This window comes from Streptosporangium minutum (assembly GCF_002149035.1).
Lineage (GTDB): Bacteria > Actinomycetota > Actinomycetes > Streptosporangiales > Streptosporangiaceae > Streptosporangium > Streptosporangium minutum.
Map to the genome: position 1 here is coordinate 55,240 of NZ_NGFP01000004.1, position 19,639 is coordinate 74,878.

Genomic DNA, 19,639 nt, shown 5'->3' on the forward strand with positions numbered 1-19,639 from the left:
TCGCGGGGTCTCCTAGGCGAGGAAGTTCTTGAGCTCGAACACGAGTTTGCGGATGTGACCCGAGATCACGGGGGTGCCCAGGTCCTTGAGCTTCTGGCGGAACCACGGGTCCACGCTCTGGTGTCCCGAGCTGTTCACCGAGCCGACCGGGATGAACTTCACGCCCGAACGGTGCAGCGCCTCGAAGTCGGTGATCAGCGCCCGGTTGTCGTAGAAGTCGGAGATCCACACCATCACGGTGTTACGCGGGTCGGCGATCTTCGGCCGGGCGACGGCCATCGCGACGGTCCCGTTGGTGCCTCCCCCGAGGGTCGTCCGCAGCAGCACCTCGAACGGGTCGTGCACCCACGGGGTCAGGTCGAGCGCTCGGGTGTCGTAGGCGACCAGATGCACGTCCACCTTGGGCAGGCCCGCGAAGATCGATGCGAGGATCGTGCAGTTCACCATCGCGTCGACCATCGAGCCCGACTGGTCGACGACCACGATCAGCCGTGCCGGCGTGGTCCGCCGGGCGGTCTGCCGGTAGTACAGCCGGTCCACGTACAGCCGCTGGTCCTCCGGGCTCCAGTTGGTGAGGTTCTTCCAGATCGTGCGTTCGACGTCGAGGTTGCGGAACACCCGCTTCGGCGGCACCGACCTGTCGATGACGCCCACGCTGGTCTTCTCGACCTGCGTGCGCAGCACCTCGGCGACCTCGTCGACGAACCTGCGGATCAACGCCTTGGCGTTGGCCAGCGCGACTCCCGACAGGTTGGCCTTGTCCCGCAGCAGCTGCTCGATGAGCGACATGCTCGGCGTCAGGCGGGCGGCCAGAGTCGAGTCGGCCAGCACCTCGCGCAGGCGCATGCGGCGGACCAGGTCGCCTTCCAGGCCGGCCAGCACACCGGCCAGTTCGCCCCCTCCGGGATGGGACCGCAGCTGTCCCGGCTCGGCCCCGAGCGCCTGCTCGAACCAGCCAGCGTCCTGCTGCCAGCGGGCCAGGTCGGTGGCGCTGACGCTGCCCGTCCCCGTCGAGAACACGTTGAGCAGGAGCTTCGACACCAGGGCCGCCCGGCGCACCTCGGCCTCACCGGCCCGCGCCGGCGGGTGCCCGTCAGCGGGGGCGGACGCGACATCGTCCTTCTGCTCCAGCAGGCCCCGCAGCTCGACGCCCAGGTCGGGGAAGCGCTGCACGATGTTGTCCACCGACACCGCCGGGTCGAGCAGCGCCGGCGGCAGTCCGAGGTCGCCGACGATGGCCATGCTGGCCGCCTCAAGCGAGGGCTGTTCGTCGTTGTCGAACAGCCGTGCCAGGAGCCGCCAGTAGAGCACCTGGCGCCGGTTCTCGTCGGCGCTGATCGGGGAGTCGCTCATCGCCTCAGCAACCGCCCGGCCCGCTCGCGCAGTACGGCCACCGCGTCACCGGCCCTGGCCTCGGCCTTCACGACCTTGGGGTCCGTGGGGCCCAGCGCCCAGTCTCCGGTGTGCACCTCGACCGTCTGGCGCTTGACCGTCGTCTGAACCGCGAGGGGCTGCAGCAGCCAACGGCCGCCGTCCCAGCGGACCAGGCCGATGCACGCCGAGGAGGAGGCCACCAGTTTGGGAGTGAGCGGACCGCAGGCCGGCAGGCGGTCGACGTCGACGGCGAGGGTGCTGCCCCCCAGGTCCAGCGTGCCGTCGGCCGCCGCGCGGTAGCCCTCCACCAGCACGGGCTCGGCGATGCGCACGGGGTGGCGGTCCAGGGGCGGCACCGCCGGGGCGAGCGCGCCGGCGAGCTGGAGCCTGGCGGTGGCGAACGGGTCGACGGGCTCGCCCATGCGTGCCCGGTCGTCGTGCCACACCAGGTCACCGCTGCCCAGCAGGGGCAGGTCCGTGACATCCAGACAGCGGTGCCCTGCCAGCGCGCCCAGCAGCGCGGGGTAGCCTTCCAGCAGCCGCCACAGGGCCGGGCCGACGATCGTGTCCACCTTCGCGGCGGCGACGCTCGTGCGCACCAGCCGGGACGGCGTGCCGTCGGCGGGTTCCAGGATGCCGTGCACCTGCATCTGTACGGCGGTGCCGTGCTCGTGCACGTCGACGCCGAGGATCAGCAGCCGTCCCGACACCACGCCCGCGGCCCCGGAGGCACTGGGCAGGCCACCGGCCTGCGACAGCAGCAGAGCACGCGTCCACAGGTCGGCCCACCGCCGGGCGGGCAGGCGCTCCACCGTCCCGACGGGGCACGACGCCCGCAGCTCGGCCGCCAGGCCGTCGAGCAGCACCGCGAGCCGGCGCAGGCCGGGTTCGGGCAGCAGGGCCTCGATCGTCTGGCTTGAGGCGGAGACGAGATCGTGGTCGACGCCCCGCCATCCGGTGATGGCCAGCTCGCCGAGCCAGGACCGGCACCCGCTGAGCAGATTGTCCGCCGCGAGCGCCGGCGTGGCCGGCGGTTCCTCCCACGACGCCCGGACCCTTCCCAGCGCGGTGTCCAGGCGGGCGAGCAGGGCGTCGTGCACCGCGCCGAACAGTGCGGCGCGCCCGCCGGCCAGAGCCGTCAGATGCTCCTCGGCGACCGAACCGGCGGCGAGCTTTCCGGCCGCCTCGCCCACCCGCCCGCCGAGCGGCGTGGCCGAGAGAGCACCGGCCAGGGAGGTCAGCGCCGTCGCGCGCTCCTCGCTCAGCCGGGCGAATCCGTGCACGAGCGCGTCGTCGAAGCCCGTCACCAGATCGAGGGCCTCCCCGACTCCCGGCGGAACGCCGTCGAGTAGTTCGGCGAGCTGTACACCAAGCATCAGCGGACCGCCCCCATGGCCGGGAACCAGTGCATCTCAGCGATGGGCTCGGTGGTGTCCGGCAGTTCCAGGTAGGACAGGTGGCGCAGGAAGCGGCTGAACACCATGGCGCCCGGCGTGGGCTCGTGCCGGCCGTTCAGGCAGCTCATCAGATCCGCGCCGTCACCTACCTCGACGTGCAGGTAGCGGGCGACCTGGTCGAGGCCGTACTGGAGCACGGCCGCCCCGGCGAGGTCATGCAGGTGCTTGCACGGCGAGCCGCGCAGCCCGCCGCACGGCCGGTTGTTGTTGGTGCTGCAGTTGAAAGCGTGAGTTCCAGCGGTGATCGACGAGACGTACACCCGAGCGATGTCCGAACCACTCGACACGACACCCTGCAGGCGGCCGTCCGCCAGCTCGACGAAGGGGACACTCGCCAGTTTGCGGGGCTGAACGGGGGACACCACCCGTGCCACGCTGCGCTGTTCCCACGCGGCTCCGTCCGTGTTCACGATCCCCGACCTCCAGCCCAAACGGCTCGCGGACGCCGGCCGACACGGCGGCATCTACGCGAACGGCCGATCATGAACCGGCAATTTACCGCATCACGGACTCGGTCGGCGCCAAGCGCGGGCGGGGGATACCCGAGGGCCTGACGGTGTCCGGCGCCAGGCGCGGACACGGGCTAAACAAGGGGCGGGGCGGGTGGTTCAGCCTGGCTCCGGCTCGGGCCGGCGATCAGGGCGAGCGCGGCGACAGTGCCGTAGAGCGGGAGCACGAGCCAGGGTCCCTGCGAACCCTCGGGACAGTAGGGGGAGAAGAACGCGATGACCGACAGCGCGTAGTAGGCGGCCGTGGCGAGCGCGCCGCCTGCTCCCACCCGGGCCAGGAGACGGCGCCTCCGGGGCGGCGATCGCCAGGCGGCCACGGCCAGTGCCGCCAAGACGAGGGGGAGAAGGCCGGCCAGCGCGCCGAAGCCCAGGCCGAGCACGTCGAGACCGGTGTATCCGCCTTCGGTGTTCAGATGGGCGCAGACGTTGATCTCCGCATCTGCCTGTGACGACGCCAGGTGCGGGAGGGCGGACAGGAGGACGGCGCTCATCCAGCACAACGGGGCACGGTACGTCATCGCCTTCCCTCCCGGGGCTCCGCAACGGCTCACTTCCGGCCTTCCTGGGCTCCACAACGGCTCACCTTCGGGCATGGACCTCTGGCGCAGACCTCTGGCGCAGACCTCAGGCATGGACCCCGGGCGCAGACCCCGGGCACGGACCTCTGGCGCAGACCTCGGGCACGGACCTCGGGACGGAGAGAAGCACCGCCTCCGCCCCGGCATGCGGGACCCGCAGACCGGGCTCCGCCGCCGGGCCGCGTCGTCACTGGGCCGAGCGGACCGGTGAGGGTGTTCCTACTGGCTCTCGTCCTCGGCGAGGGTGCCGCACTTGAACCCGGGTTCCCGCTCGGGGGTGAGCCGGAGGGAGCCGAGGATGGTCCTGTCCATGGAGCGCCGGAAGGTCTCCAGCTTGTCGCAGTCGTAGAAGACGTACGCGCCGTTGCTCTCGCCGAGCACCATCATCCACCGGCCCCCGTAGAGCGGCTTGTCGTTCTCGGCGTTCTTGAGGATGGCCCACTGGTCCTGGAAACCGACGTAGGTGATGAGCTCGTTGGCCTTCCCGGTCTGCTGCACCTCGATCGCCCCCAGGGTCATCTGCATGATCAGCAGGAATCCCAGGCCGATGCCGGTGAGTGCGCCGACGATCACCTTCATGCCGGCGCGGCCGACGGGCTTGCGGCGCAGCAGCCGGAACGGCACCAGGAAGGTCAGTACGCCCAGCCCCACGGCCACGACGACCATGACGGCGACGTCGCTTCCGCCCAGGAGGTCGAGCAGGCCCCAATAGGTCGCGCCGCACCACAGCGCGGCGAACGCGGCGACCAGCCAGGGTCGCCTCCTCACGGCCCCCACGAGCCTGCCGACCGCGCCGCGGGTCACCTTGTCGGCCAGCCAGCCCACCCCGACGACGACGCCGAGCACCGGCAGGGCGACCAGCAGTAGCAGGACCAGGGTGCCCATCAGCCGGCCGAGCAGGACAGACTGGTCGATTCCCGCCTGTTGCGGACTGACCTCGAATATCGAGTACATCGACTCCACGCCGAGGTAGAGCACGGCGTAGAGCGCGACACCGATCGGAACGATGATCGAGCCGATGCGCTCGATCATCTCCAGGACGCCGCCACCTTCCTCCTCTTCCGATGGATCTTTCGGAGCCACCGGGGGATTATCTTGCGGAATAGGGGAAACATATGGAGGTTGCTCAGAAATATCCTGGCTTGTCATGTCGAGTGATCATAAGCCATAGCGATTGACCCGGAATTGCCGCAAAACAAACGCGTCATCCCATCAGTCGCCCATTTGGCCACGAGCTGGGTGGCTGCCGCCGTACGCCGCGCGACAGGCCGAGGCATGCCTGCCCGTACCGGGGCCAGCCCATGATGCCGGGGACGGTGGTTGCCCACGGGATGGCGACGGCCATGCTGAGCGCGGGGCGTCCACCACCATGCGGGCGGCTTCTCCCTTGAACTCAGGCGAGAGCTGCCTGCGATGCCCAGTCACGTATCTACCTTTTCCGAATTCTCTGTCAGCTCATGTATCTGACCGTCCAGAGCTCGTTGGACATCTCACCGGCCGCGCCGCCGGGAAAACCACCAGCCCGCGGAGGCGAGACCGAGCGCCCCCACGACCGCGCCCGCATAGATCCAGAGCGAGACCGCTCCGTCCTGCGACGCGTGAGGTGGAGAAGGAGCAGCGGTCGCCGCCGGACGAGTGGCTGTGCCGAGGACGGCGAGCAGTCCGGAGGTGAGGGTGGACACGTCGGGGATCGCGTCCTTCGGCCGCAGAGGCCCCTCGCCCGGACGGACCGCCCGGTTTCCGCTGCAGAGCGTGGTGTGCAGGGGCACACCCGGATCGGTCTCGAACATGCCGGTCTGCCCGGTGGAGGCGAACACCAGATAACGAGCCCCGATGTCGAAGCCGTACCCGCAGGAGGCGCCGTCGGAGTTGGTGGCCACCTGGAAGGCGGCGTCCGCCCTCCCCTTGTAGACCTGGTCGGCGTGGAAGGTGTAGACGATCGGCGGCCGGGGGCCGAGGGGGTCGCCCTCGACCTGGCGGACGGCCGTCACCGTCCCGGTGAAGACGGCGGCCGACTGTTCCATCTGGGCCTTCGGCTCGAACGGGACGCAGGAGCAGGCGCACGCCGTACCCGGAGCGATCGCGAAGGTGGCGGCGACAAGCAGGAGAACGGCCAGAACCCGGTGTCTCATGCCTCCATCACGTATCGCCTCGGACAACGGTTCGATGGCGGATGACGGAGAGCGGGGTCGCGGCATGAACGACGAACCAGCAGCCCTGCTCTTGGTCACGTCCGCGCTGTTGTGCACGGCCGTCGCTTCCTTCTCCTTCGATCATGGTTTCGCAACCTGAAGGATCACGCGACGGCCGTCCTCGTTTCACGGCGCCATGCCTACTGGCTGGGGAAACTCGTACAACCTCCGCGGACGTAACCGGCCTGCTGCGTGGCGGGGCGGTCGCCTGGGTCTCGGTGGAGGTCCCCGAGAACATCACCACTCCTGAGGGTGTGGAGTTCCGGCCCCACCTGTTCGGCGCGACCTCGTTCGACGGCTCGCTCGCCACAACGTTCAAACGGGCCGTCACCAACGTCGTCTGTGACAACACGATGGCGGCCGGCCTGGCCGAGCGCGGCCAGCAAGTCAAGATCAAGCACTCGAAGTATTCGAAGCTACGGCTTGACGAGGCACGCGACGCGCTCAGCATCGTCTACGCGGTGGCCGACGACTTCGCCCAGCAGGTCAAGCGGCTGTGCGAGACCACTGTCACCGACCGCCAGTGGGCCGCCTTCCTCGACGAGCTCGTGCCCATGCCCATAGACCGGGGCCGCTCCTGGACCCTCGCCGAGACCAAGCGGGAGTCCCTGAACCGGCTCTGGCGCCACGACGACCGGGTGGCGCCCTGGTCCGGCTCCGGCTGGGGCGTGCTCCAGGCCGTCAACACCCACACCCACCACGAGCAGACCGTCCGCGGTGCCTGCCGGGCCGAGCGCAACCTCCTACGAGCCGTGACCGGCGGCGGCGTCGACGACCTCGACCGCGAGACCCTCCACACCCTGGAGAAGGTCCTCGGCCGTCCTGTCCTGGCCTTCGTTGCGTGATTCCGTGTCGTGTGGCTCCTGCAGGACGCGGGAGCCACACGACACGGGACGTGGTCGCGATCCGTTGGGTGAAGTTGGCCGTCATCACATGCCGACTTACTGAAAGCGACGGAGAGCACTGGAAAGGAAGGCGGCAAGGCCGCAGAAATACGGGTGTACCTGCTAAGCAGCAGCTGAAACTAGAGCTGTCCAGGCAGCCTGAACCAGGAGGGCCCGATGGCACGACGCAAGGCGAACGAGGAGCTAAGCGCAGTCGAGTCGCTCAACATCGCTCTACAGACGATCACTATCTTTCACGGCTACGTCCAACAGGCCGATACCAAGCTGGCCACTACGGCCACCGTCCATCTCGGATTTACTGCGGTGGCCGCGACACAAGTCGGCAGCCTGGGCAACGCTTGGACGAACGGTCTGCCAATGGCGGCTGCCGCGGTCATCATCGTTCTGCTGTTCACAGCAGGATTTCTCCTCGCAGGACACCACCTCATCGCCGCGCTGCGTCCTCGCCTCGCCGGCCCGGCCGGACCCAACAGGTTCGGTCTAGTGCGGACAGGCGAGGTGCCATCACAGGCTGACCCGGCGAAACAGCAGCGCGAAGCATGGGCTCTAATATCCACTCTCGCTGACATTGCGCTTCACAAGCACAACCGGATCCGACGCAGCCTGCCTTGGATGATTCTGATGCCTATCTCCACCATGGTGTGGCTGGCGCTGGCGACGCTGACCGGCTGACAACAGTGAAACGGAGTAGCGGCCACGCGCAACCCGTTCCGTTCCAGGTCAGGAGATTTCGTCGAGAGGAGCGAACATGGAGTCGGGATCGGCCGGCGGTAGCGGGACTCCGAGCCGCTCGAAAGCCTGGCGCAATGCGTTGTCGCTGGCGAGCACAAGATCATATATACCTGCCGTCCGCTGGGCTGCCACGATCTCTGCGACGAGCTTGAGGAGCTCTCCAGCTTCCTCTTTGCGGGCGTCAAGCATCTGCTCGAAGATGCCGGCCGCGTTCTCGGGATCCTCGGTGAGCCGTACGGCGTAGCGCGCGAACGAGCTGCCGGTGGCTTCGGACAGGAGACCTTCCCAGACCGCACTGGAGTCCCGAAGCTTTTCGACACGCAGCTTCGTGGCCTCAGCACGCGCCTCGATCTCGTACATGTTGAGCAGATGGGCACGCCTGATCTCCTTCACCTCCTCAGGCAGCCCGATTTCAGCTCTCGCACCCCATCGACAGATGATCGCAGGGTCGGTATGCGTCACTCCCGCGAGGCAGCGGTCGAGGGCTTCGTTGACCGCTGCCTCGGCAGTGTCCGGTTCAAATATGGAGTGCCTCCGTGTCGTAGCGCGGACCGTCTGCCGCACGAGGTCACTGACGCGGTCTGTTTCCTCCCGCTCGGGTACCCATTGGCTGCGCCTGTCGCTCGGCAGCCGGGACAGACGGACTGCCACGGTGAAGTCGAACGCCTCCCCGAGGGCGGGTGAGGTGAAGGCTGGGATGTCGCTTTCCTCCGGCAAGGAGGGTGCGGGGGCGGTGTTGAAGCGCTGTATGAGGAACGTCATCGGTCAGCCGTCCTTCAGGATGCGGATCAGGTAGTGGAAGAGCGGGGTGGACACGACACGCTTCTGCCGCCATACCAGGAGGTAGAGCTGGTAAGTCCGGCGTTGCTGAAGGCTGCCCGTGCCAGCGGTGCTGAAGACGCCTTCCAACACCGGCCGTAGTGACGGGCGTCTGTCCCACTCCTTCATCCAGTCGGCGAACAGCTGCCACAGCTGGCTGGCCAGGCTGGATTTCCGCCCCGCCATCTCATCGGTGGACAGGCTCAGTTCCAGGGAGCGGCTCCACAGGGCGATCAGGTCCGCCTGGTCGCAATGGTCGGGCAGGGCGGGGCGAGCACCGTCATGAAGCAGCGCGCCAAGCCGTACCAGAGCCAGGGCGGCGGAGAGTTGCCCTCCGAATGCGTCACCTCGCGCCCACCGAGCCAGCTCGGCGACGATGGGTCGCGCGGTGTCCATAGCGTAGATGTCTGCGGTGGATCGAGCTACGGCATCACAGAGCCAGTAGCCTTTCGTCGACCGTGTGATCTGGCGGAACGACGTGAGCACCTTGTCGAGATTTCGGATGGCCGTTTGCGAGCCGTAGGCTATCGCCGCTGTCGTCCGTCGGTCGTAGGGACCCAAGTAGGCCCATCTGCTCAGCAGCGCGTCCACCCGATCCCTTATCCCCGGATCGCTGGCGGCGGCCTCCAGCGCCCATGCGGCGAGCTGTTTCGGCATGATCTTGGAATCCCGACTCCATTTGTCGAGGAATTCCTTTTCGACCTGGTCGAAGTCACATGTCGTGAGCAGGCCGACCGCGTGTGCGACCTTGATACGTACGTACTCGTCCGGGCTCTCACCGAGACGGTGCAGCCACGTGTAGAGATGCTGACGGACGCCGGGCAGTTCTTCCCAGATCATCGGCAGGAGCAAGGGGACAAGCTCGTCACGTAGTTGAACGCGCCGCCCCTCGCCGCGTCGGTCGCTACTCACCATGCTGATCCCCGAGTAGCTGAGCCAGTTTTCGAGCCGCTCCCATATCGGAGTGTCGTCGGTCTCATCATCTTCCTGACTCTCCTCATGGATCTGCCGGGAGAGGTCAAGGGCTGCTGCCGATACAACCGGTTCCGGCAGCCCGTGCAGTACGGCGCTGCTCACCAGGAAACACCGGCCGGATCTCGTCGGAACCTCGTCAAGATGCTCACGGAACCGCTTATGGGTGAACAGCGGCTGCTCTTTGAACAGTTCGGCGATGTCCCGGTTCTGCTGAACGCCATCCGCCAGCCACGCCGCGAGGTGGATGGCCTCAACCGGCTGGCAGCCGGACAGCCGGACAGCAATGTCGTACTTGTCCAACTGGTGCGCGTCCCACGCGTTCGGGTCGCCGAGCCGATGGATGAAGGCTTTACGGAAGACGTCGTCTGCGACCGGTTGCACGTGGTCCACCACCCGGTGGGGTAGGTCGCAGCTCGGACGGGCCAGAATGATGATGCGGCACTCGCTGCGCACCGCCACGGCTGACAGCTGATCCGCGACCTCTTCCAGCCGCGACACCCAAGGGCTCTCATCGGCGAGAAGGAAGTATCCGGCGCCTCTTTCCAGATGGGCCGCGCTCACCTGGCCGGGGTCTTCCTTGATCATAAGCCGGTGGCACGACTTGGCAACGTCCAGTAAGGCGGCGATGGCAGTCGTGGTCCTGCCGGTATTCGGAGAACCGCGCAACAGCAGGAGCGGCTCGTCGGCCAGCAGGCTGGTCAACGTGATCTGCGACTCGGTGACGACCAGGCAGCCTCTTATCCGTTGCACATGCTCCTCACGCACCGGTGCGGTCTGCACGGGCAGGCTCTCGGATGAGACGACGTTGTAGTAGAGATCACGGCCGGCTCCATAGGCACTGGCACCGTCGCTGACGTGGTTCACGGGACCGCTGAACCAGTCCCGCCCCGCCGTCGCCCCATTGAGCTTTTGCAAGCTGATCAACCGTAATCGCAGGCTTTCCTCCTCCTGCTGAAGGCGTCTGGCCAACGAAGTATCGGCATCAGGTTTGTCGTGGTCTTCGTGATCATCTGGATGGCCTGGGTCATCTTGGCTATCCCGATTCGGTTCTTGAGGTGGTGTCTCAGCTGCTGGAGACGACTCTTTCTCGCTACTTTCCTGCCCGCTGGGAGCGTCATGTTCGGGAGTGGATTCGCTCATCGGGACGGTCTTCCCCTCCGCGGGTCGTCGCCGAAGAAGGCGTCCCTGCCGGTTGAGAACACCACGCCGTTACCGCTGGCCGTGTTGGTGTTGCCGCCGTAGTAGTCGCGCCCGACGGTGACCCCACCGTGTCGGGTGCTCCCGTCCTGATCCTCGTTACGTTCACGGTTCCCGGCCTCGACGTCGTACTCGTCCAGTTCGGAAAGTCGGTGCACGTTGTGCCCGGGGAGATAGATGTGGGCCCTGTATTCATCAGACTTGGACTTCGCATAAACGTGGCGGAAGTCCTCGGGGGAGGGACCTCCATAGCCCTGCCCGACGAAGTCATCGAAGATCCGGTCCGAAACGATCACTCCGAGGTCGGCGTCCTTGCATGCCCCCATGGCGGCACGCAGCGAGTCGGCCCCCACCAACCGCCCGGACTGTACAGCGTGATGTCCTGGAGACCCGGCGGCCCCGTCTACGTGGATGGGGCCGCCGTGCACCGCCAATCGCATGCGCATACGCTGGCGAACATCTTGCTGGTTGACAGCCCCGATGCCCTGCGCGAGTGCTGTGACGAAGGAGCCGAGGACGGCTGTGGCGTCGGTGTCGGGAGGCAGAACGGCGAATTCACCGTCTCCCTGCGGCTGTCGCTTCCAGTCGAGAAGTACCAGGCCGGCCGCACCGGCGGCCATGCCGAGCAACTGCATAAGCGTCCGTTGCAGTTCGACCTGGTCGCTGTCACAGCGATCCCCGTAGTTCTCAATGTCCGATGTGACCATCAAACGGTATTCCCGCTCGTCGATCATGTGATCCTCCTGATTCCTCGGCTCCGCAGGCGCTTACCAGCCTTGATTGTGCGGATGATCGGCTTTTGGAAACCCGGATTATTAGGGATTCGCTGGAAGATTTTCCAGAGCAACTGGATCAAGATTGGCGAAGGCCGCCAGGCCTGGAAGGTCGGTGATGACGACCCGGCGGTGGCCGGTGCGCACCAGCCCCCGCGCCGACAGATCACGCAGGATCTTCTGGACGGTGCTCTCCTTGGCCCCGATCAGGCCGCCGAGCTCGGTCTGGGTTAAGGGGACACCCAAATCCATGCCCTCTGGGCCGGTACGGCCATGCCGGGCGACCAACGCCAGCAACAGGCGCGCAAGACAGACGTCGCTGTCGTATCCGGCGAATTCGAGTCTGCGCTGGTTCGACCAGCGCAGACGGTCGCTCATCAAGGTGCTGAGGGTAAGCGCTGCGGAAGGATGTCGCTGTAGGTAGTTGACAAAGCTCTCGCCTTTGATAACCCGAGCCACGGTCACCCCGCATGTGATCAGGTTTGCCGAACGTGCCGACCCGTCCAGCACGGCCATATCGCCGATCACGTCTCCTCGAACCCGCACCGCGAGCAGAGACTCCCTCCCGTTCTCTGTGCGCGCGGTCACCTTGACCAGACCATGTATGACGATGAAGACCAGGTTTCCAAAATCGCCCTGGCGAACCATCACGTGGCCGGCAGGGTACGTATGAATGTCTCCCAGTGTGAGCAACACTTTCCTGTGTGGCTCCAGTAACCGCGCGAGGAAGGTTTCCGATGGCCAGGGGGATGTTCTGGGTGAAGCTGGCCCCCGCCGCATAGGCATCCTCCCGGAGGTACGAGGTAACACGTTGCCGGCCCAAAAATGCTATCTATGAAAGAGATTAGCCATGCACTTTTGAATAAAAACTGCCCACATCTGGACTATTGGTCCATCCGTTTATAGTTAGCCACTACAGTGATTTCGGCATGAAAAAGTGAATATTAGCGACAAGTATTCACCGACTGACTTTCTCTATGCTTTTCGGCGTTTCTGGACTCCTCTCCGCTGCGAGTTATCGATCTTCAACGCTCGATACGACATCGACTGTCTTGGTTGAGCGTCCATCGACAAGTTGATCATCGGGCGTGTCCACAGGCTGTGGAGGACGGTCATCGTCATTCCCCGCCCACGATGCGCTTGAGCACGTTGACGAAGAGCGGGGCGAGCATGGCCAGGCCGTAACCGAGAGCGGCGGCTTTGAGGGCTACTTTGGCTTTTTGGACTTCACCGGGATCACCTCCGGCGACCAGGTAGCGCAGGCCGCCGATGGTCAGCATCAGCATCGCCAGCGTGACGAGAAGACCGACCAGCGAGGTTCGTATGTTGGTGAAGACCGTGCCGAGCTGGTCGGAATCGCCGCCATGGCGAAGTTGCCGCCCTCGGCGCATGCGGTGATCGCCAGAGCGGCAATGACCGCAGCGGTGATGCCCAAGATGATCAGAGCTCGGAAGAGGTGCCGTCGTAGCCGTGGGCGGCGCTTCCGCGGCACTTTCGCCGGTGAGACGATTCCGTACGAGATGAAGGACGCCGGCCATCCGATCAGGCCGCGCCGGTTCCGCGCGGAGCCGGTGGGGCTGCCCCAGCCTCCCTTCGTGATGGTGGTCGTGTCGGGTTGCGTATCCGAGATACGGCTCCGCGCGGAAGTCATGGGCACTTCCTCCTTCACCCCTCTAGGCCGTGTATCGAAAGTGGATCCTGGGCTGTGAATGATCACGGTTCATGGGTCCAGGAGATCTCACGGACGAGCAGTGGGCGGTGCTGGAGCCGTTGTTGCCGAAGGGGGCCAGGACGGGGCGGCCACCCGTCTGGCCTCGGCGGCAGCTGATCGACGGCATACGGTTTCGTGTCCGGACCGGAGTTCCATGGCGGGGCGTCCCCGTCGAATACGGACCGTGGAACCGGGTCTACGACCTGTTCCGCCGATGGCAGCGGAACGGCACCTGGCACCGGATACTCACCCAGCTCCAGTCCCTGGCCGACGCGAAAGGCGCGATCACATGGGACCTGAGCGTCGACTCCGCGGTATGCCGCGCCCATCAGCACGGGGCCGGGGCCAGCGAGCAGGGTGACTCACAGAAGGAACCACCAGGCGGCATCTTCACCGAGCCTGGTGATCACGGGCTGGGACGCTCGCGCGGCGGGTTCACCACCAAACTGCACCTGGCCGTCGAGCAGGGCCAAAAGCCCATGTCGATCGTGGTGACCGCTGGGCAGCGCGGGGACTCGCCGCAGTTCGAAGCCGTCTTGGAGAAGGTCCGCGTGCCCCGCATCGGGCCGGGGCGGCCACACGTGTCCGTCCCCATCGGGTCCGCGCCGACAAGGCATACGCCCCCCGCAGAAACCGCGCCTACCTGCGCCGCCGCGGAATCCGCTGCACTATCCCCGACAAAGCCGACCAGGCGCGCAACCGCCAGAAGCTCGGCTCCCGCGGCAGCCGACCACCGCACTTCGACCCAGCCGACTACCGCGAGCGTCACGCGGTCGAGTGCGGGATCAACCGCCTCAAGAGGCACCGCGCCGTCGCCACGCGATACGACAAGCCGGCGGTCCGCTACGAGGCGACCGTCCTCATCGCTGCCATCAACGAGTGGCTGTGATCAGCACCTCCACAGGAGTCCTACGCGACCCTGACCACGTACTTGCCCTGGACGCCGCCCGCCTCCAGCGCCCGGTGTGCCGCTGCTGTCTCCTCCAGGGGGAAGACCGTGTCCACCGCGGGGCTCAGCTTGCCCTCGACCACATGGCGGGCGAGGTCGTCGAAGTCCGCCCGCGTGGGGTTGCCGCTGAAGAAGCGCACCCGGCCGTGTCCGTGGACCGTGCTGGCCGCGAGGTAGCTGAGCGACGCAGCGGGCCGTTTCAGGTCGAAGGCGATGGTGACCATGCGCCCGCCGGAATTCAGTAGGCGCCGGAAGGCCCGCAAGTCGGTCCCCACGGTGTCCAGGACCACGTCGAAGCGGCCCAGTTCCGCCGGCCGCACGGTCCGGTGGTCGACAGCCTTGTGCGCGCCGAGCCTGCGGACGAAGTCGAGGTTGGCTGCGCGGGCGAGGGCCGTGACCTCGGCGCCGTACGCCCGTCCGAGCTGGACGGCGGCGTTGCCGACACCGCCCGCCGCGCCCCGGACGAGGAGTCGTTCGCCGGGGCGCAGCCCAGCTTTGTCCCGCAGCGCGGTGATGGCCGTGGTGGCCACCGGCAGCGCGGCGGCGTCCACCAGGTCAAGGCCGTCGGGGAGCCGGCCGACCCGCTCGGCGGGCACGGTCACGTACTCGGCGGCGCTGCCGAACCCGGAGGAGCGGCCCAAGACCCCCCATACGCGGTCGCCGGCCGCGAACCGTGTGACTCCGACACCCAGTGCGGCGACCTCGCCGGTGAAGTCCAAGCCGATGCGCTTGGGGAATTTCCGGCCGGTCAGGAGACGGAGACGGCCGGCACGGGCTGCCAGTTCGCCGCCGTTGACGCTGAACGCGCGCACCTTCACAAGGACCTCGCCGTGGGCCGGCTCGGGGCGTGGCACGCGGCCCGTGTAGAGCACATCAGGGCCACCGTAGCGGTCGTAGAGCACTGCCTTCATCATGCGGTCGTTCATCGTTCTGCCTTTGCCGCCGGGGGCCGTACAGGGGTCTGGCATCGACCGTAAGCTCTTAAGTGGACGCAATCGTCCGTTTGGACCGGAAGCGAGAGACAGTGATAGCGGAATCCTCTCGGATCACAGCCCGGGACGGGGTGCGGGTGGACGCCCGGCGCAACCGGGAGCGCATCCTCGTCGCCGCCCGTGCGGTCTTTGCGGAGCACGGGATCGACACCCCGATGGCGACCGTGGCACGTCGGGCCGGTGTCGGCGTGGCGACGCTGTACCGGCATTTCCCGACCCGGGACGCTCTGGTGCGGGGCGCGTTCGCGCAGCAGATGGAGACCTGCGCGCGGGCGCTCACCGAGGCTCTGGCCGCCCCTGACCCGTGGCAGGGCTTCCAGCAGCTGGTTGAGACGGTCTGCGCTCTGCAACGGGAGGAACGCGGGTTCCCAGCTGCGTTCGTCGCGGCCTTCCCGGAAAGCACGTCGGAACACGCGCAGTCCCGGCAACGAGCCGAGCGGGACTTCGCGACCCTGGTACGCAGGGCCCAGGCGTCGGGCGCGCTGCGGGCCGATTTCCACCCTTCCGACCTCGCCGTGGTCCTGTTGGCACACTGCGGTCTGGTGACCGCCCTACCGGATGATGGTGCAGCGTCCCGGCGCCTGGTGGCCTATCTGCTTCAGTCGTTCCGGACCGACACGGCCAACAAACCGCTGCCTCCGCCGACTGCGCTGACACTGCGCAGCCTCCCGATTGCAACTGACAGTTCCCAGAGGTAGCGGCCCCCAGAGCCTGACATGAAACGGTACCTGCCGCAGGGCACGTCCAGTCCGACAACTCCACTTCCGCAACAGGCCCTAGATCCATAAGCCATTCTGGCCGGAATCCCAGCACGCGGCTCTTGAACTGGGAGGTATCCGCTCAGCTCCACGAGGAAACGATCAAGGTGCCCAGGAAAACTCACTTGAACACGTCGATGCCCCCTGGCGAGGTCCCGCCCGGCGGTCAAATGACGGTCAAACGATCAAAAGGCCAGATCCGTGGTCTCCGGATCCGGCCTCTGAGCTGCTCAAACTGTGTGGGGCTACCAGGACTTGAACCTGGGACCTCTTCCTTATCAGGGAAGCGCTCTAACCGTCTGAGCTATAGCCCCTCGTTACGAGAGAGAACGGTATCGCATCCGCCTGTTGGAGGCGAACCCGTCCGCTCGAACAGGGAAAAGCTTACCCTGTTTCGGCACCCGCTTGCGCCATGTCCCCGGCCCGAAGACCGGGGACACGACGGCGGTTGCCTACTCGGCCTCGCTGAAGGTGACTTCCACGCCGCCGACCAGGTCAGAGGCGATGTTGTAGATCACTGAGCCGAGGGTGGACAGGGCGGTGATCAGCACCACGTTCACCGCGCCGATCAGGGCGGTGTAGCCGAGGATGCGGACCGGCTCGAACCAGGAGGCGACGTCCACCCCACTGGTGGACTTGCCGTCGGCCGTCGTGAGCTGGTTCACCGTCTGGATGATGTTGTCGAACACCCCAAGGCCGGACAGCACCATGTAGAGCACCGCGACCGCGACGAACAGCACGACGAAGCAGACCAGGGAGACCACGAAGCTGAACTTCATGGCCGACCAGGGCTCGATCCGGCGCAGCACCAGATGGGCCTTGCGCGGCGCCCGGGGAGAGGGGTCGGCCGCCTTCTTGCCCGGCGCCTCCGGCGCGGGGGACGACAGGCCCCCCGGGGCCCAGGAGGAGCTGTCGGTCTCCGCGGACCGCGGGCGGATGCGCACCGTGGAGTCGCTTGGCTTGCCGTCCTCGATCGCTGTCACGTTCTGCCTGCCCTTGAAGTCGTCGGTTACCGATTTATCGGTCTCCGGCGTGGGCTTGCTACCGTCAGCCGGGGACTCAGCCACATCGACGGCGTCCGCTTCAGTGGCCTTGTCCATCTTCTCCGTCACCTGGTCGCGTGTCGATGAGGAGGCCGGACGTGGACCTGGTCTGGCCTGAGCGCACACAGGCTACTCCCCTTCCCCGTTTTGCTCGGTCTCCAACGCATCGTTGTGCTCGGTCTCCAACGCCTCGGCATTACGGGCGAGAGCCACGACGCTGTCCCCCTCTGCGAGATTCATCAGACGTACCCCCATGGTCTGGCGACCAGACTGCTTGATCTCCCCTGCGCTGGTCCGAATAACCCCGCCGGCGGACGTGATCGCGAAAACCTCGTCCTCCGGCCTGACCATGGCAGCACCAACCAGCTTGCCACGAGCGCTGACGATCTTGGCAGTCAGGACGCCCTTGCCGCCTCGACCCTGGACAGGGTACTGATCGGCCGGGGTGCGCTTGGCATACCCGCCCTCGGTCGCGATCAGCACATCGTCGCCGTCACCGATGCGGTTCATCGCCAGCAGCTCGTCCCCGCCGAGGAAACGCATGCCGATCACACCGCTGGTCGCCCGGCCCATCGGGCGCAGGGCCTCGTCGGAGGCCGTGAAGCGGATGGACTGGGCGCCGCGGGAGACCAGCAGGAGGTCGTCCTCCTCCGACACCAGCCTGGCAGCGATCACCTCGTCATCTTCTCGCAGGTTGATGGCGATCAGGCCACCCGAGCGCGGCGAGTCGTATTCGGACAGTCGCGTCTTCTTCACCAGGCCGCTGCGGGTGGCCAGCACGAGGTACGGCGCGACCTCGTAGTCACGCAGGTCCAGCACCTCCATGACGACCTCGTCGGGCTGCATGGCCAGCAGGTTCGCCAGGTGCTGACCGCGCGCGTCCCGGCCGGAGTCGGGCAGCTCGTAGGCCTTGACCCGGTAGACCCTGCCCTTGTTGGTGAAGAACAGCAGCCAGTGGTGGGTCGTCGTGACGAAGAAGTGGTCGACGATGTCGTCCTGCCGGAGCTGCGCGCCGCGCACCCCCTTGCCGCCGCGCTTCTGCGCCCGGTAGAGGTCGGTGTTGGTGCGCTTGGCGTAGCCGCCGCGGGTGATCGTGACGACCATGTCCTCCTCGGCGAGGAGGTCCTCGATCGACATGTCGCCCTCGTAGGCGATGATCTCCGTCTTCCGCTCGTCCCCGTACTTCGAGACGATCTCCGAGAGCTCGTCGAAGACGATCGTGCGCTGGCGCTCCGGCGAGGCCAGGATCGCCTGGTAGTCGGTGATGTGCGCCATCAGCGTGTCGTACTCGTCGGTGATCTGCTGGCGCTCCAGGGCGGCCAGCTTGCGCAGCTGCATGTCGAGGATGGCCTGCGCCTGGATCTCGTCGATCTCCAGCAGCGCCATCAGGCCGCCCTGCGCGGCCGACGCCGACGGCGAGCGCCGGATGAGGGCGATGACCTCGTCCATCCGCTCAAGCGCCTTGAGCAGCGCGCGCAGGATGTGGGCGCGCTCCTCGGCCTTGCGCAGCAGGTAGCGCGTCCGGCGGACCACGACCTCGATCTGGTGCGCCACGTAGTGGCGGACGAACTGGTCCAGCCGCAGGGTCCGGGGCACGCCGTCGACCAGGGCCAGCATGTTGGCGCCGAAGGTGGTCTGGAGCTGGGTGTGCTTGTAGAGGTTGTTCAGGACGACCTTGGCGACGGCGTCGCGCTTGAGCACGATCACCAGGCGCTGGCCGACGCGGGAGGAGCTCTCGTCGCGGACGTCGGCGATGCCGGTGATCCGGCCCTCCTTCACCGACTCGGCGATCGACAGCGCCAGGTTGTCCGGGTTGACCTGGTAGGGAAGCTCGGTGACGACCAGGCACTGGCGCCCCTTGGCGTCCTCCTCGACCTCCACGATCGCCCGCATCGTGATCGAGCCGCGGCCGGTCCGGTAGGCGTCGTCGATGCCGCGGCGGCCGACGATCAGCGCGCCGGTCGGGAAGTCCGGGCCCTTGACCCGGGCGATCAGCGCTTCGAGCAGCTCGTCGTCGCTCGCCTCGGGGTTCTGCAGGGCCCACCTGATGCCGTCGGACACCTCGCGCAGGTTGTGCGGCGGGATGTTCGTGGCCATGCCGACCGCGATCCCGGCCGACCCGTTGACCAGCAGGTTCGGGAACCGCGACGGGAGGACCAGCGGCTCCTGGGAACGCCCGTCGTAGTTGGGCTGGAAGTCGACGGTGTCCTTGTCGATGTCACGGATCATCTCCATGGCGATCGGCGCGAGCTTGCACTCGGTGTACCGCATGGCGGCCGGCATGTCGTTGCCCGGCGATCCGAAGTTGCCCTGGCCGTCGATCAGCGTGTAGCGCAGCGCCCAGGGCTGTGCCAGCCGTACGACGGTGCCGTAGATCGACGAGTCGCCGTGCGGGTGGTAGGAGCCCATCACGTCACCGACGACGCGCGAGCACTTGAAGTATCCCCGGTCGGGGCGGTAGCCGCCGTCGTACATGGCGTAGAGCACACGGCGGTGCACCGGCTTGAGTCCGTCGCGGACGTCGGGCAGCGCACGGGACACGATGACGGACATCGCGTAGTCCATGTAGCTGCGCTGCATCTCCGACTGGATGTCGACCGGCTCGATGCGCTCTACGAGCGGAGTGTTCACATCCGTCACGGGTGGTGGATCCCTTTCAGAGAAAAGTCTGTACG

The 19,639-nt window shown here is 66.8% G+C and carries 18 protein-coding genes and 1 tRNA gene; 4 read left to right on the forward strand and 15 right to left on the reverse strand.

Annotation, left to right across the window (positions count from 1 at the left end; genetic code table 11):
• Window positions 1-12 precede the first annotated feature (12 nt).
• From CA984_RS01695 to CA984_RS01720, 6 genes are all read right to left on the reverse strand, one after another.
• A complete protein-coding gene (locus CA984_RS01695; protein ID WP_086567141.1) occupies window positions 13-1,353 on the reverse strand; it encodes a VWA domain-containing protein in 1,341 nt (446 codons plus the stop codon).
• Window positions 1,350-2,750, reverse strand: coding sequence for a hypothetical protein (locus tag CA984_RS01700; protein ID WP_086567144.1), 1,401 nt, complete (start codon window positions 2,748-2,750; stop codon window positions 1,350-1,352). Before CA984_RS01700 ends, CA984_RS01695 begins: the two co-directional genes overlap by 4 nt.
• The gene (locus CA984_RS01705) at window positions 2,750-3,241 is read right to left on the reverse strand and encodes a hypothetical protein (protein WP_207620643.1); all 492 of its coding nucleotides are present in this window, start codon (window positions 3,239-3,241) and stop codon (window positions 2,750-2,752) included. Before CA984_RS01705 ends, CA984_RS01700 begins: the two co-directional genes overlap by 1 nt.
• Window positions 3,242-3,414: 173 nt before the next feature.
• The gene (locus CA984_RS01710; protein ID WP_086567146.1) at window positions 3,415-3,831 is read right to left on the reverse strand and encodes a hypothetical protein; all 417 of its coding nucleotides are present in this window, start codon (window positions 3,829-3,831) and stop codon (window positions 3,415-3,417) included.
• A 306-nt stretch (window positions 3,832-4,137) separates the two neighbouring features.
• Window positions 4,138-5,001, reverse strand: a complete 864-nt coding sequence (locus CA984_RS01715; protein ID WP_133061507.1) for a hypothetical protein — start codon at window positions 4,999-5,001, stop codon at window positions 4,138-4,140.
• A gap of 407 nt (window positions 5,002-5,408) precedes the next feature.
• Complete coding sequence (locus CA984_RS01720; protein ID WP_086567152.1) at window positions 5,409-6,050, reverse strand: hypothetical protein; 642 nt, start codon at window positions 6,048-6,050, stop codon at window positions 5,409-5,411.
• Window positions 6,051-6,193: 143 nt separating this feature from the next.
• Between CA984_RS01720 and CA984_RS01725 the strand changes: the two genes are divergently transcribed.
• Window positions 6,194-6,955, forward strand: a complete 762-nt coding sequence (locus tag CA984_RS01725) for a DUF932 domain-containing protein (RefSeq protein WP_086567155.1) — start codon at window positions 6,194-6,196, stop codon at window positions 6,953-6,955.
• A 216-nt stretch (window positions 6,956-7,171) separates the two neighbouring features.
• Complete coding sequence (locus CA984_RS01730) at window positions 7,172-7,687, forward strand: Pycsar system effector family protein (protein WP_086567158.1); 516 nt, start codon at window positions 7,172-7,174, stop codon at window positions 7,685-7,687.
• Window positions 7,688-7,735: 48 nt separating this feature from the next.
• On the opposite strand, the gene CA984_RS01735 is transcribed toward CA984_RS01730, so the two are convergent.
• From CA984_RS01735 to CA984_RS01755, 5 genes are all read right to left on the reverse strand, one after another.
• On the reverse strand, window positions 7,736-8,509 hold the full coding sequence (locus tag CA984_RS01735; protein WP_086567161.1) for a hypothetical protein: 774 nt from the start codon (window positions 8,507-8,509) through the stop codon (window positions 7,736-7,738).
• Between the two features lie 3 nt (window positions 8,510-8,512).
• Window positions 8,513-10,681, reverse strand: coding sequence for a hypothetical protein (locus tag CA984_RS01740; RefSeq protein ID WP_133061508.1), 2,169 nt, complete (start codon window positions 10,679-10,681; stop codon window positions 8,513-8,515).
• Entirely contained in the window at window positions 10,678-11,472 is a 795-nt protein-coding gene (locus tag CA984_RS01745; protein WP_086567166.1) for a hypothetical protein, read from the reverse strand. The genes CA984_RS01740 and CA984_RS01745 overlap by 4 nt, the downstream gene beginning before the upstream one ends.
• Before the next feature lie 81 nt (window positions 11,473-11,553).
• The gene (locus CA984_RS01750; protein WP_242675673.1) at window positions 11,554-12,207 is read right to left on the reverse strand and encodes a Crp/Fnr family transcriptional regulator; all 654 of its coding nucleotides are present in this window, start codon (window positions 12,205-12,207) and stop codon (window positions 11,554-11,556) included.
• A gap of 422 nt (window positions 12,208-12,629) precedes the next feature.
• Entirely contained in the window at window positions 12,630-12,902 is a 273-nt protein-coding gene (locus tag CA984_RS01755; RefSeq protein ID WP_086567171.1) for a pilin, read from the reverse strand.
• 331 nt (window positions 12,903-13,233) lie between these two features.
• Here CA984_RS01755 and CA984_RS01760 point away from each other — a divergent pair.
• Window positions 13,234-14,111, forward strand: a protein-coding gene (locus CA984_RS01760; protein ID WP_108724516.1) for an IS5 family transposase whose coding sequence is annotated in 2 segments (ribosomal slippage) — window positions 13,234-13,800 and window positions 13,803-14,111 — 876 coding nt in all. Because the reading frame shifts where the segments join, the coding sequence is not laid out codon by codon here.
• Window positions 14,112-14,131: 20 nt separating this feature from the next.
• On the opposite strand, the gene CA984_RS01765 is transcribed toward CA984_RS01760, so the two are convergent.
• Window positions 14,132-15,097, reverse strand: coding sequence for an NAD(P)-dependent alcohol dehydrogenase (locus tag CA984_RS01765; protein WP_086567174.1), 966 nt, complete (start codon window positions 15,095-15,097; stop codon window positions 14,132-14,134).
• 137 nt (window positions 15,098-15,234) lie between these two features.
• On the opposite strand from CA984_RS01765, the gene CA984_RS01770 reads away from it, so the two are divergent.
• Entirely contained in the window at window positions 15,235-15,861 is a 627-nt protein-coding gene (locus tag CA984_RS01770) for a TetR/AcrR family transcriptional regulator (RefSeq protein WP_423229274.1), read from the forward strand.
• A 300-nt stretch (window positions 15,862-16,161) separates the two neighbouring features.
• Here the strand turns inward: CA984_RS01770 and CA984_RS01775 are convergent.
• The 3 genes from CA984_RS01775 to gyrA all read right to left on the reverse strand — a co-directional run bounded on the left by CA984_RS01775 (window position 16,162) and on the right by gyrA (window position 19,604).
• A tRNA-Ile gene (locus CA984_RS01775) sits at window positions 16,162-16,235 on the reverse strand.
• Between the two features lie 138 nt (window positions 16,236-16,373).
• Window positions 16,374-17,021 carry a DUF3566 domain-containing protein gene (locus tag CA984_RS01780; protein WP_086567177.1) on the reverse strand — a complete coding sequence of 216 codons (648 nt, stop codon included), beginning with the start codon at window positions 17,019-17,021 and terminating at the stop codon, window positions 16,374-16,376.
• A 72-nt stretch (window positions 17,022-17,093) separates the two neighbouring features.
• Window positions 17,094-19,604, reverse strand: a complete 2,511-nt coding sequence (gyrA, locus tag CA984_RS01785) for a DNA gyrase subunit A (RefSeq protein WP_086567179.1) — start codon at window positions 19,602-19,604, stop codon at window positions 17,094-17,096.
• Between the last annotated feature and the right edge of the window lie 35 nt (window positions 19,605-19,639).

Coding starts and splice junctions, on each gene's coding strand:
- CA984_RS01695 (WP_086567141.1), bottom strand. CDS start 1,353: ATGAGCGACTCCCCGATCAGCGCCGACGAGAACCGGCGCCAGGTGCTC.
- CA984_RS01700 (WP_086567144.1), bottom strand. CDS start 2,750: ATGCTTGGTGTACAGCTCGCCGAACTACTCGACGGCGTTCCGCCGGGA.
- CA984_RS01710 (WP_086567146.1), bottom strand. CDS start 3,831: ATGAGCGCCGTCCTCCTGTCCGCCCTCCCGCACCTGGCGTCGTCACAG.
- CA984_RS01720 (WP_086567152.1), bottom strand. CDS start 6,050: ATGAGACACCGGGTTCTGGCCGTTCTCCTGCTTGTCGCCGCCACCTTC.
- CA984_RS01725 (WP_086567155.1), top strand. CDS start 6,194: ATGGTTTCGCAACCTGAAGGATCACGCGACGGCCGTCCTCGTTTCACG.
- CA984_RS01730 (WP_086567158.1), top strand. CDS start 7,172: ATGGCACGACGCAAGGCGAACGAGGAGCTAAGCGCAGTCGAGTCGCTC.
- CA984_RS01735 (WP_086567161.1), bottom strand. CDS start 8,509: ATGACGTTCCTCATACAGCGCTTCAACACCGCCCCCGCACCCTCCTTG.
- CA984_RS01740 (WP_133061508.1), bottom strand. CDS start 10,681: ATGAGCGAATCCACTCCCGAACATGACGCTCCCAGCGGGCAGGAAAGT.
- CA984_RS01745 (WP_086567166.1), bottom strand. CDS start 11,472: ATGATCGACGAGCGGGAATACCGTTTGATGGTCACATCGGACATTGAG.
- CA984_RS01755 (WP_086567171.1), bottom strand. CDS start 12,902: ATGCGCCGAGGGCGGCAACTTCGCCATGGCGGCGATTCCGACCAGCTC.
- CA984_RS01765 (WP_086567174.1), bottom strand. CDS start 15,097: ATGAACGACCGCATGATGAAGGCAGTGCTCTACGACCGCTACGGTGGC.
- CA984_RS01780 (WP_086567177.1), bottom strand. CDS start 17,021: ATGGACAAGGCCACTGAAGCGGACGCCGTCGATGTGGCTGAGTCCCCG.